At 67.2% G+C, this 12,681-nt stretch carries 8 protein-coding genes; 1 reads left to right on the top strand and 7 read right to left on the bottom strand.

Annotated features, from left to right (window positions below):
* Nucleotides 1–320: 320 nt before the first annotated feature.
* The 7 genes from ACCQ12_RS03230 to ACCQ12_RS03200 all read right to left on the bottom strand — a co-directional run bounded on the left by ACCQ12_RS03230 (nucleotide 321) and on the right by ACCQ12_RS03200 (nucleotide 10,770).
* On the bottom strand, nucleotides 321–1,052 hold the full coding sequence (locus ACCQ12_RS03230) for a LytR/AlgR family response regulator transcription factor (protein ID WP_047697235.1): 732 nt from the start codon (nucleotides 1,050–1,052) through the stop codon (nucleotides 321–323).
* Between the two features lie 30 nt (nucleotides 1,053–1,082).
* Nucleotides 1,083–2,135, bottom strand: coding sequence for a sensor histidine kinase (locus tag ACCQ12_RS03225; RefSeq protein ID WP_372382931.1), 1,053 nt, complete (start codon nucleotides 2,133–2,135; stop codon nucleotides 1,083–1,085).
* A 4-nt stretch (nucleotides 2,136–2,139) separates the two neighbouring features.
* The gene (locus ACCQ12_RS03220; RefSeq protein ID WP_372382930.1) at nucleotides 2,140–2,808 is read right to left on the bottom strand and encodes an alpha/beta hydrolase; all 669 of its coding nucleotides are present in this window, start codon (nucleotides 2,806–2,808) and stop codon (nucleotides 2,140–2,142) included.
* Nucleotides 2,809–2,980: 172 nt separating this feature from the next.
* A complete protein-coding gene (gene mdoH / locus ACCQ12_RS03215) occupies nucleotides 2,981–4,918 on the bottom strand; it encodes a glucans biosynthesis glucosyltransferase MdoH (RefSeq protein WP_047697238.1) in 1,938 nt (645 codons plus the stop codon).
* A gap of 1,344 nt (nucleotides 4,919–6,262) precedes the next feature.
* Nucleotides 6,263–7,912 carry a M28 family metallopeptidase gene (locus tag ACCQ12_RS03210; RefSeq protein ID WP_179453613.1) on the bottom strand — a complete coding sequence of 550 codons (1,650 nt, stop codon included), beginning with the start codon at nucleotides 7,910–7,912 and terminating at the stop codon, nucleotides 6,263–6,265.
* Between the two features lie 150 nt (nucleotides 7,913–8,062).
* Nucleotides 8,063–9,040: a GGDEF domain-containing protein gene (locus tag ACCQ12_RS03205; RefSeq protein ID WP_199680154.1), complete on the bottom strand. Its 978-nt coding sequence runs from the start codon at nucleotides 9,038–9,040 to the stop codon at nucleotides 8,063–8,065.
* A 242-nt stretch (nucleotides 9,041–9,282) separates the two neighbouring features.
* On the bottom strand, nucleotides 9,283–10,770 hold the full coding sequence (locus ACCQ12_RS03200) for a SulP family inorganic anion transporter (RefSeq protein ID WP_179453611.1): 1,488 nt from the start codon (nucleotides 10,768–10,770) through the stop codon (nucleotides 9,283–9,285).
* A 209-nt stretch (nucleotides 10,771–10,979) separates the two neighbouring features.
* Between ACCQ12_RS03200 and ACCQ12_RS03195 the strand changes: the two genes are divergently transcribed.
* The gene (locus ACCQ12_RS03195; protein ID WP_372382929.1) at nucleotides 10,980–12,422 is read left to right on the top strand and encodes a cellulase family glycosylhydrolase; all 1,443 of its coding nucleotides are present in this window, start codon (nucleotides 10,980–10,982) and stop codon (nucleotides 12,420–12,422) included.
* The last annotated feature ends 259 nt before the right edge of the window (nucleotides 12,423–12,681 follow it).

Below are 12,681 nucleotides of genomic sequence, written 5' to 3'. Positions count from 1 at the left end.
CAACCGATGACGCCCGAGACCGCGGAGCAGGTCCTGGCGGTGGCAGCGTCATCTTTCGGCGAAGGACCCGCTCGTCTGCCGTCAGCGGTGCACCGTGTCTGCGCGTGCGCTCCGCTCCATCCGGCCCACGGCGATTGGCCTGCCCTGGCGCAGTCGTTCGCGCAGGCTGGCTACGCTGCGTCGCCGCACTTCCAGCGGCTGCGCCACGTTGCGCTAAACCGCGTGCGCCGACGATTACTGCTGCGGCACAGCTCCACCCGCCATTGCCCGCTGCTCCGTGCTGTGCGCCGCTCCACCCGGCCCACGGCGATCCACCTGCTCTAGCGCAGTTGTTCGCGCAGGCTGGCCACGCAACGGCGGCTCACTTCCAGCGGCTGCGGCACGTTGCGCAGCACTGCGTGCACCTGGCCATCGCTGCTGCGGCGCAGTTCCACCAGTTCATCGCGGGCGACCAGGCAGTTGCGATGGATGCGCACCAGACGGTCGGCAAATTCGTCCTCCAATGACTTGAGCGACTCTTCGATCAGGTCTTCGCCCCGGGCGTGATGGACGATGACGTACTTTTCCTCGGCCTGCAGGTAACGGATGTCGCCGATGGGGATCAACCGCAGGCTGCCGCGCAGACGGGCGCACAGATGCGTGCGCAGCGGGGCCTGCGCGACGCTGGGCGCGCGGCCGGCCAGGAAGGTGGCCACCTTTTCCAGCGCAGACGCCAGGCGTTCCGGGCGCACCGGTTTCATCAGGTAATCCAGCGCGGCTGCATCGAATGCCGACAACGCATGCTGGTCGTAGGCGGTGCAGAACACCACCGCCGGGGGCGGCTGGCGTTGCCGCAGCAGGCGGGCGGTTTCCAGCCCGTCCACCCCGGGCATGGCGATATCCAGCAGCACCAGATCCGGGTGCAGGTGTTCGCATTGCTGCAGCACCTGCGCGCCGTTTTCGGCCTCGCCGATCACCTCGACCTGCGGATGCTCGGCCAGCAGCATGCGCAGGCGCTCGCGCGCCAGTGGCTCGTCATCGGCGATCAGCACCCGCACTTGCGTGGCCGTCATGGGCTCCCCCTCGCTGCAGTGACTTTCCCCTCACGGCAGCGGCAATGTGATCTCGCAGGCATAGTAGCCTTCAGTCCAGCTGGCCGCCATCCGTGCCCCGGCCCCGAACTGGAACGCCAGCCGGTGCGAGATGCTGGCCTGGGCGTGCCCGGCACCGGCCAGCAGCGGCAACTGGGTGCCGGGCTGCGGGGCGGGGTTGACGATGCGGATCTGCAGCTGGTTGCCGCGCTGGCGCAACGACAGGTACAGCGTACCGCCCTCGGGCATGCGCGACACGCCATGCAGCACGGCGTTTTCGACCAATGGCTGCAGCACCAGGCGCGGCATCGGCAGTTCCCAGGGCAATGGCTCCTGGCGGTGCCAGCGCACCTGCAGGCGCTCGCCCAGGCGCAGCGATTCGATCGCCAGATAACGTTCGGCCAGTTCGCATTCGGCGCGCAGGGTCGAGACGCCCTCGCCGGCCCCCAGCGCGGCGCGGAACAGATCCGACAGATCCAGTACCGCCTGTTCGGCCACCACCGGGTCGCGCCGCAGCAGGCTGGCAATCAGATTCATGCTGTTGAACAAAAAATGCGGCCGAATGCGCGCCTGCAGGGCATCGGCCTCGGCGCGCGCGTTGGCCTGCACCTGCGCCTCCCAGCGGTCGCTGACGTAGAAATAGCGCAGCGCCAGCGCGGTGATCAGCACCACCGTGGCGGCACTGCCCAGGGTGAACCGCCAGAAGCCGACCAAGGGGCCAAGTGGCGCCTGGCCGAGCACCGCATACAGGCCATGCACGATGCCGGCCCCCAGCACCGCCACCACCGCGGCAATCGACAGTGCCGCCAGCCCTCCCAGCTTGGGCGGCAACCGCGACAGGCTGGGCCGCAATACGCACAGCAACACGCTGACCGCCAAGGCCAGCCACAACGCCAGGCCGCTGGCCGAGACGAAGCGCGACAGGGTGATGCTGCGCGCGGCGCCGGTGTCGGGCACCAGGGTCACCACCAGCACCACCAGTTCGGCCAGGCCCAGCATCGCGCCCAGCCGGGGCAGCCGGCACAGGTCCGGCATCCAGGTGATCTGCGGCGCGCCGGTGGCCATGGGCTCAGGCGGCGGTGAAGCGCGCCTGCATCCAGTCGCGCAGGGCCTCGATCTCTTCCAGGCAGACCTGATGCCCCATCGGATAGGTCTGCCACTCCAGTGCAAAGCCCAGCATGCGCAGGGCCTGCATACTGGCCTGGCCGGCCGCGAACGGCACCACCGGGTCGGCGGTGCCATGGGCCATGAACAGCGGTTGGCGCAGGGCCGCCGGCTGCAACTGGCTGGCGGCTGCAGCCGGATCCGGCAGATAGGTGGACAGGGCGATCAGCCCGGCCAGCGGCACGCTGCGCTGCAGGCCAACGGCCAGGGTCACCGCGCCGCCTTGCGAAAAGCCGGCCAGCAGGATGCGCTCGGGCGCGATGCCGCGGCTTTGCTCATGGGCAATCAGGGCGTCGACCTGGGCCACCGATTCGGCAATGCCGGCCTTGTCGGCGCGCTGGGCGAAATCCATGCCGACGATGTCGTACCAGCCGCGCATGCGCACGCCGTTGTTGATGGTGATCGGGCGGATCGGCGCATGCGGGAACACGAAGCGCAGCGCCGGCCACTGCGGGCGCACCAGCTCCGGCACCATCGGGGCGAAGTCGCTGCCATCGGCGCCCAGCCCGTGCAGCCACAGCACGCTCCATTGCGGGTCGGGTCCGGTCTCGCGTTCGATCACTTCCAGCATCATCCAGCTCCGCTTGCGGGCTGGGCATTATGCCTTGCGCGCCGGATCGGCCCGATCACGCCAGGGCCGGACCGCCGCAGCGCAGGACCGGAAGCGAGCACATGGGTGTGCAGCGATCGGCGCGCGCGCCAGGGCACGCGCCGGTCAGCTAAGGGCGGATCACACCCGCGAGCACTCAGATCAGCGAGGGTTCCAGCGCAGCGGCGCGGCGCAGCTCGGACGCACGCACCAGCACCTTGGGCGGGTCGAGTTCTTCGGGGATGCAGAAAATGCCGGCGCGGCGTAGCGCCATGCCGGTGCGACGCAGCGAGGTCAGCGCCACCACCGGGATCGACAACGCCATGCCCACGATCACCGGCGCCATCCAGGCCGCCAGCGACGGCGACACCGTGTAGGCCACCGCGCCCATGAACAGGCCGAACACGGTCAGGCCCCCATAGCTTTGCAGCAAGGCCGGCCACGACAGCTTGCCGTCGTCGCGCACCTGCGCGTCCCAACCTGAGTCCTTGCCGGCCAGCACTTCGAACACGCCGCGCGACTGCAGGTACATCACCACCGGCGCCATCAAGGCAGCCAGCACGGTTTCCAGCAGGATGCTCAGCATGGCGCGGATGGCGCCGCCACAGGCGCGCAGTTCGCGCGGGTTGAGCAGCAGCGCGATATAGCCCAGCAGCTTGGGAGCCAGCAGCACGAACATGGTGCAGACGAAGATCCAGATCGCATTGCCCTGGCTGCTGCCGTGCCAGTAGCGCGCCGGCGAGAACGGCAGGTTGCCGGCCAGATCGATGCCGCCGCCCGCCAGCGGAATGCCGATGCCGATCAGCATCAGCAGGCCCCACATCGGCGCGGTGAAATAATGGCCGATGCCGATCAGCATGTGCATGCGGCTGATCCAGTGCAGGCCCTTGGCGCCGACCACCTTGGCATGCTGCAGGTTGCCCTGGCACCAGCGGCGGTCGCGGATCAGCAGGTCGGTGAGCGTGGGCGGGCCTTCTTCATAGCTGCCCTGCAGGTACGGCACCATGTGCATGGCCCAGCCGCCACGGCGCATCAGCGCCGCTTCGACGAAGTCGTGGCTGAGCACATGCCCGCCGAACGGCTTGCGCCCGCGCAGCGACGGCAGGCCGGCATGATCGGCGAAGGCCTGGGTGCGGATGATGGCGTTGTGGCCCCAGTAGTTGCTCTCGGCGCCATGCCACCAGGCCACGCCGAAGGCGATGATCGGCCCGTACACGCGGCCGCCGAACTGCTGCATGCGGGCGAACAGGGTCTGGCCATTGACCACGGCCGGCAGGGTCTGGATCAGGCCCACGTCCGGGTTGTTTTCCATGCCGGCAACCAGCCGCACGATGGTGTCGCCGGTCATCACGCTGTCGGCGTCCAGGATCAGCATTTGCGGGTAGCTGCCACCGAACCGGCGCACCCAGTCGGCTACGTTGCCGGCCTTGCGCGCGGCATTGTCGGCGCGGCGGCGGTAGAAGATGCGGCCGTGCCCGTCGACGCGGTCGCACAGCTCGTTGTAAACCAGTTCTTCGGCACGCCCGATGTTGTCGCGGGTGGTGTCGCTGAGCACGAAGAAATCGAAGTGCTCCAGCTGGCCGGTTTCGGCCACCGATTCGTAGATGGCCTGCAGGCCGGCCAACAGGCGGCGCGGGTCTTCGTTATACGTCGGCATCAGCAGCGCGGTGCGCGAGCGCAGCGTGGGCAGCGGCTGCTCGGGGTCGATGCCGAGCTTGCGCCCGGCGCGCGCCACCACGGTGACGAAACCGGCTACCGCGCTGGCAAACGACATGGCGATCCAGGCGAACAGCAGCACGAACAGGCCGAGCAGGCAGCCTTCCAGCACGCTGATGCCGTCGGGCCACAGCACGCTGAGCATCACCCACACCGCAATGGCCGTAGTGGCGAAGGTGCCGCCGATCAGATAGAAGCGGCGCACACCGATGCCCACCGGCGAGGTGCGCTGGTGGCGAACCTGCAGGCTGCCTTCGCGCAGGCTTTGTTCGGGCATGGCCAAGGGCGCTTCCGGCGGCAGCGTGGGCTGGCCGGCATCGAGGGCGGAAACGGAAGAGACTGCGGTTGGTGCGGGGGGAAGGGTCACGGTGCCGTCCATCAAGGCTGCCCGTCGCACGCTGGCGACAGTAGGGGCTGATGCGGGAGGTCCATCCCCGCAACGCGTAGCGACGTTGCCAGGTGCGCCGCACGCAGGACGTGCCCGGCGGCGTGCGACCAGGTCGCGGTGTTGGCAGCTATGAAACCACTCCGATGCACAAACTCTCCTGGCGGCGACGCAACGTCGCGGCTCATCCTAAAGAATCGACCGTTAAAGGAAACGAAGGCCATTGTGCAGTCTTCGCCCCTCCCGACGAGGACCGCGCGGCAGACTACGACGTGACGACCGAACGCAACCCCAACAGATTGCAGCCTGGCACACGCGCTGTCACGGGCCGCTGGCCGGGCTGTCATCCCGAGAGATTGCAAGTGGCGTGCCATGAGGCGCAATCGGTTGCAGCGACGGGGCCTTGGCGTCGAGCCGCTGGATGCGGTCAAGTCAGACGTTGAAGCGTGGCTGGTCGGCTGATTGTTGAAACCACTGCGCACCGACTGCAGACACAGCGCACCGACCATCGTGACTGGTCCTTGCCCGCCCCCGTCGCCGGACCCTGTGGCGGCATGAATGCTGCCACGGAGCTATAGGGATGTACTTGCGGCGTGTCCTGCGATGGTGGGCGGGCAAGGGCCCTGCAGCAAAGGCGCAGATGGTCCGCTCTGTGCCTGATCTGTCCGGATCGAGCATCAGGTAGCAACGACTGCGTCGTGCGTATCGCGAGCGCTTGGCGATCTTCAAGCTTCCAGTCTGGTCGAGCGCGCGGTGCCCTCACCGCTCGCGGGACACGCCGTAAACCCGTCCATGGGGGCTCGGTGGCGGCATCCATGCCGCCACACGGTCCCGCAATCGGCGAGGACACCACGCCAGACAGTTGGTTGGTGGTTTTGTCGAAGAGCAAAGGTCACCGCGCAGCCAGCTTGCGAGTCGCTGTTGAGATCCATGCGGACCGACCAACTCCACTGGTCCTTGCCCGCCCACCGTCGCAGGACCCTTGGCGGCATGGATGCCGCCAAGGAGCTACATGGATGTACTTGCGGCGTGTCCTGCGATGGTGGGCGGGCAAGGGCCCTGCAGCAAAGGCCCAGATGATCCGCTCTGCGCCTGATCTGTCCGTAGCGAGCAATCAGGTTGAGACAACTGCAATGTGCGTATCGCGAGCGTTTGGCGATCTTCAAGTCTGGTCAAGAGCCCCTGCAGCAAAGGCGCAGATGATCCACTCTGCGCCTGACCTTTCCGTACTAAGCCATCAGATCGAGACGCCTGCACTGTGCGTCTCGCGAACACCTGGCTGTCTTCACGTCTGGTAGCGGGCGGTGCCCTTGCCGCCCGCAAATTGGTGAGCGGCTGCTACTTGCGCGCCGCCTCGCTGGCATCGCGGGTGGCGCGGAACTCAGAATCGCTGCTCCAGTTCGGCCATTGACGCGAATCGGCCAGCTGCTGGCCCAGCGTGTACAGCACGCCCAGATCGCGCGCGGCACCGGCGAAGGTCCAGTCCGGCTTCCACTCGTCGCCCTGCTGGTGATAGCGCTTGGCGGTGTAGTCGTCCGATGCGGCCTTGCCTGCCGCCACGCCGCCTACTTCCCAATCCTGCCCGGCCGCATAAGACAGCGCCGGCACGCCGCGCTTGGCAAACGAGAAGTGGTCGGAACGGAAGAAATACCCGGCCTGCGGCTTGGGATCGGGGGTGTAACGCAGCTTGGATTGCGCGGCCACGCGCTTGAGCTGGTCGAGCAGCTCGAGCTTGGCGGTGCCGTAGATGCCGAAATCGCGTGAGGGCACGAACGGGTTCATGCCGTCCATGTTGATCACCGCCACGGTGGTGTCCAGCGGGTACAGCGGCTTGGAGGCGTAGAACTCCGAACCCAGCAACCCCTTTTCTTCGGCAGTGACGGCCAGGAACACGACCGAGCGCTCGGGCTTCGGTCCGGTGGCGAAACCGCGTGCCAGCTCCAGCAGCGCGGCCGTGCCGCTGGCGTTGTCCAAGGCACCGTTGAAGATGGTGTCGCCGCGTGCGTCCGGCTTGCCCACGCCGATGTGGTCCCAGTGCGCGCTGTAGATCAGGGTTTCGTTCGGGCGCTTGCTGCCTTCCAGGCGCGCCACCACATTGTGCGAGGTGATCACGTCGGACTTGACCTGGTAGCTGGCGCTCAGGCGCTGGCCCTTCAGCTCGACCGGCTTGAAATCGCGCGTCTGCGCCTGCTTCTTCAAGGTGTCGAAGTCCAGCCCGGCGTGCTTGAACAGGTCGGCAGCCAGATCGCGCTGGATCCAGCCTTCCAGGGTGGGATGCGCGCTGCGCGGGTTGTCGCGCACCACATCAAACATGGTGTTGGTGTTGGAACTGGCCACCGTGTCCCAGCCATAGGAGGCCGGCGCGGTTTCGTGCACCACCAGCACGCCGAGCGCGCCCTGGCGGGCGCCTTCTTCGTACTTGTAGGTCCAGCGGCCGTAGTAGGTCATGCCGGCGCCATCGAAGGCGCCCTTGCCGGTTTCGAAATCCGGGTCGTTGATCAGCACCACCGCGATCTTGCCCTTCAGGTCCACGCCCTTGAAGTCGTCCCAGTCGCGCTCCGGCGCCTTGACGCCGTAACCGACGAAGACCAGCGGTGCGTTGGCGATGTCGACCTTGGACGAACCATCGAGCGCAGCGCGGATGGCGATCTGCTGGCCCTGGGTCAGGGTCTGCGGCTTGCCGGCATTGGCCAGCGCAATGGTCGGCGCACCGACGATATCGGCGCGCCGCAGCGGCACCGCCTGGGTCCATAGGCGCTTGCCGCCGGTGAGATCGCCGCCGGGCTGCAGGCCCGCGTCGGCAAATTGCTTGCTCAGATAGGCGATGGTCTTGTCTTCGCCGGCCGTGGCCGGGCCGCGGCCTTCATAGGCATCGGAGGCCAACTCCTTGACGTCGCGCGAGATGCGCGCGCCATCGAAGGTCGGCGCCGCCGCCATCAGTGCGGTCGAGACCGCCATTGCCAAGAGTCCTACCGCAACTCGCTTCATTGCATACCCCAGATCATCAGACAGCCCTGGAGTGTAGCCAGCCGCGGGTGCAAGCGGATGCATGCGGGCACTGCACGCTGTCGTGCCGCCGCGTATTGCCGGGGCAGCAGGATTGCGCGAAGCGATGCCGCGTGGCCCGGGCGGGCGCCGCTAGAACAGATCGACGCTGCCGGTGGGTTGGATGGCGTGCTGAAGTTGGCCATTGCCCACCAGCTCGGCGTACACGGCCGCGCGGTTGCGGCCATGCTGCTTGGCCCAGTACAGCGCCTTGTCCGCTTCGTCCAGCGACTGGCTGATCAGGCGGCCCTGGGTCAATTCCACGATGCCGGTGCTGAGCGTGACCTGGCCGACCTGCGGAAACACATGCTCGGCCACGGCCAGACGAAAGCGCTCGAACAGGCCGACCGCGCATTCGCGGTCCACGCCGCGCAGCACGATCACGAACTCCTCGCCGCCAAAGCGGAACAGCAGGTCGTCCTGGCGGAACGTGCGCTGCATCAGCTGCGCGACCAGCAGCAGCACCTCGTCGCCGTACAGATGGCCAAAGGTGTCGTTGACACGCTTGAAGTGATCGATGTCCACGATACCCAGCCACACGCCCTGCTCCGTCGTGGACTGCGCCCCGGAGAACAGGCGCAGGATCACGTCGTCGAAGGTCTTGCGGTTGCGCAGGCCGGTCAGGGCATCGCGCTGTGCATCGTCGAGCAGGCTGCGGTAGTTCTGGAAGAAGCGTGCAAAGCCCTGCAGCATGGCCTGCTCGGCGGCGCCGGGCGGGCGGGCGCCGGCCACCCGCAGGCAGGTGCGGATGCCGCGTGCTTCCATCATCGGGTACACCAGCAGCGCGCGGCCGTCCTGATGCAGCTGCACGGCCTCGCCCGGGCCATGCACATCGGCCAGCTGGGAGCGCATCTGCGCATCCTTCAGCTCGGCCACCGTCAACGACAGGCGGCCGTCGTCGCGCAGCCGGGTTTCGGCCATGGTGCGGCCGTCCGGCGCGATGCGCAGCAACGACAGCTCCTCGGCCGCGCAGACCTCGCGCATGGTGCGCAGCAGGCTCAGGTCCAGCAGATCGGCATCGCGGATGGCGGTCATGTCCACCATCCGCTCCAGCAACGGCGCGTCGCTCATTGCAGCCCCCGCCGATGCGCGGACGCAGGCCGGCCGTGCCGCACGCAGCAGGCCGACCGACAACGGGAATGGCAATGCACAGGCTTCACGACAGCGACCGGCAATCTGGATGCCGGTTCATCGGCGCCCGCCAGGCAAACTTGAGACCGCTCGCCGGCCCTGCTCAGCACCGGGCCAGCCAGCCAGCACGGCACACCAGCCAGCGCATCGCACGGCGCCAAGCGGGGACTCGGCCTGTTGGCTCAGGGCAGTGCGGATTCCAGCGCGTCTTCGCCCAGTGCGTGCCGCTGCATCAGCCGCCGGCTGCCGGCATTCAGGCCTTTCACCTGCACCTCCAGGTCGTGATGGCGCAGCCGCTGCACCACCTTGTCCAGCGCCGCCACCGCCGTGATGTCCCAGAAATGCGCGCGGCCCACATCGATCACCACCGCACGGCCGGGCACCTCGCGTGCGTCGAAGGCGTCGATGAACACATCGGCGGAAGCGAAGAACACCTGCCCGCGCACGGTGTAGGTGCGCACGCCGTCCGTGCCGTCGCTGTGGGCGATCTGCAGCAGGCCGGCCACCTTGAAGGTGAAGAACACCCCGCTCAGCACCACGCCCACCGCCACCCCGGCGGCCAGGTTGTGGGTGATCAACGTCACCGCCACCGTGGCCAGCATCACCACGCTGGAGGTGCGCGGATGGGTGATCACGGTGCGCAGCGAGCGCCAGTCGAAGGTCTCCGCCGACACCATCACCATGATCGCCACCAGCGCCACCACCGGCACCTGCGACACCCACGGCTTGAGCAGCACCATCAGGATCAGCAGGAACACGCCAGCAAACAAGGTGGAGAGCCGGCCACGGCCGCCGTACTTCACGTTGCCCACGGTCTGCCCGATCATGCCGCAGCCGGCAATGCCGCCGAACAGGCTGGCCGCGGCGTTGGCGATGCCCAGCCCGGTGCATTCGCGGTTCTTGTTGCTGGGCGTATCGGTGAGTTCATCGACCACGCGCGCGGTCATCAGCGATTCGAGCAGGCCCACCATGGCAATGGCCAGCGCCGGCAGCGCGATGATGCGCAAGGTCTCCAGCGTCATCGGCACCGCCGGCCATTGCAGGAACGGCAGCGCGTTGGGCAGCTTGCCCAGATCGGCCACGGTCTTGAGCGGCAACTGCAGCGCGCTGCCGGCAATGGTGAGCAGCAGGATGCACAGCAGCGGCGAGGGAATCGCCGACAGCCCAGGCACGCGGAGCCGCGGCAGGCCGTAGATGATCGCAAGGCCCACGCCCAGCATCACCCACGTGGTCATGTTGGCGCCGAGCAGATGCGGCAGCTGCGCGGCAAAGATCAGTACCGCCAGCGCGTTGACGAAACCGGTACGCACCGAACTGCTGACAAAGCGCATCAGCACGCCCAGCCGCAGCACGCCAAACAGGACCTGCACCGCGCCGGCCAGCAAGCCGGCGGCCAGCAGATACGGCAGCCCATGCGCGGCCACCAGCGGCGCCGCGACCAGCGCCACCGAGCCGGCAGCAGCAGAAATCATCGCCGGGCGTCCGCCACAGAACGCAATCACGATGCCAATCACGAAGGAGGCGAACAGACCCACCTGCGGATCGACGCCCGCCACGAACGCGAACGCGATCACTTCGGGAATCAGCGCAAAGGTGGCGACCGCACCGGCCATGAGTTCGCGCGCAGGTGAGGCGCGCCATTGCGCCAGTTCGGCACGCAAAAGGGACATCGGGGACACTCCGGGGACAGAAAGGACAGCCTGCGGACAGCACGCAGCGGCAATAGTGTGCGGGAAAGCGACCGCGCCCGCAGCCTGCCTGTGACCCGTGCGCCAATGCGCCTTTCTGTGGCTGCGATCACGCCACGCGACGCTGCCGCAGACCAAGATGCCCCCCTCACCGGGCTCGGGTGTCGAGTCCGGTCATCTAGGAGACCACCATGTCCATCTTCAGGACTGCAAGTACGCTTGCACTCGCCACCGCGCTGGCCCTGGCCGCCGCACCGGCATTCAGCTATTCCATCAGCAACAACAAGATTGTCGACGACAGCGGCAAGGTGGTTCAGCTCAAGGGCGTCAACGTCTTCGGCTTCGAGACCGGCAACCATGTCATGCATGGCCTGTGGGCGCGCAACTGGAAGGACATGATCGTCCAGATGCAGGGCCTGGGCTTCAATGCGGTGCGTCTGCCGTTCTGCCCGGCCACGCTGCGCAGCGGCCAGATGCCCAGCAGCATCGACTACAGCCGCAATGCCGACCTGCAGGGCCTGACCTCGTTGCAGATCCTGGACAAGGTGATCAACGAGTTCAACGCACGCGGCATGTACGTGCTGCTGGACCACCACACCCCCGACTGCGCCGGCATCTCCGAGCTCTGGTACACCGGCTCCTACACCGAAGCCCAGTGGCTGGCCGACCTGCGTTTTGTGGCCAACCGCTACAAGAACGTGCCGTACGTGCTCGGCCTGGATCTGAAGAACGAACCCCACGGCGCCGCCACCTGGGGCACCGGCAACGCCGCCACCGACTGGAACAAGGCCGCCGAGCGCGGTTCGGCTGCGGTGCTGGCCGTGGCGCCGAAGTGGATCATCGCGGTGGAAGGCATTACCGACAACCCGGTGTGCTCGACCAACGGCGGCATCTTCTGGGGCGGCAACCTGCAGCCGCTGGCCTGCACCCCGCTGAACATTCCGGCCAACCGCCTGCTGCTGGCGCCGCACGTGTACGGCCCGGACGTGTATGTGCAGTCGTACTTCAACGACAGCAACTTCCCCAACAACATGCCGGCCATCTGGGACCGCCACTTCGGCCAGTTCGCCGGCAAGTACGCGCTGCTGCTGGGCGAGTTCGGCGGCAAGTACGGCGAAGGCGACGCGCGCGACAAGGTGTGGCAGGACGCGCTGGTGAAGTACCTGCGCAGCAAGGGCATCAACGAAGGCTTCTACTGGTCGTGGAACCCCAACAGCGGCGACACCGGCGGCATCCTGCGCGATGACTGGACCACCGTGCGCCAGGACAAGATGACGCTGTTGCGGACGCTGTGGGGAACGGTGAGCACCACCACGCCAACTCCGACGCCGACTCCGACCCCCACGCCTACTCCGACACCGACGCCTACGCCGACACCAAGCGCTGGCTTCAGCACCAAGGTGACCGTGGACAGCCAGTGGAACGGTGGCTACTGCAATCGCGTGCAGGTCACCAACACCGGCACCGCCAGCGGTACCTGGGCGATCTCGCTGCCGGTCACCGGTACCGTCAATAACGCCTGGAACGTCACCTGGTCGCAGAGTGGCACCACGCTCAAGGCCAGCGGGGTGGATTTCAACCGCACCCTGGCGGCAGGTGCGACGGCAGAATTCGGTTTCTGCGCGGCAGGTTGATCGACACGCGTTGGGCGTGCAGCTCGCGCCCAACGGTGCAGCGCAGACTGCAACAGTCTGCGCTGCGCGCGATGACGACATGCAGCGCATTCGATCGATGCATGTCGTTGTTGCAACCGCGCTGACTACAGCAGATTTCTGTAGAAACAAGGCAGGAGCGCCCTTGGGCGCGATGCAGCGTTGTCGATAACGCCGCATCGCGCCCAAGGGCGCTCCTACATGGCAGTGACGCAGAATACATCCGCACATTCCGCATCGC

This window comes from Xanthomonas sp. NCPPB 1068 (assembly GCF_041479385.2).
Classification (GTDB): Bacteria; Pseudomonadota; Gammaproteobacteria; order Xanthomonadales; family Xanthomonadaceae; genus Xanthomonas; species Xanthomonas cannabis.
This window is presented reverse-complemented; position numbering and strand designations above follow the sequence as displayed.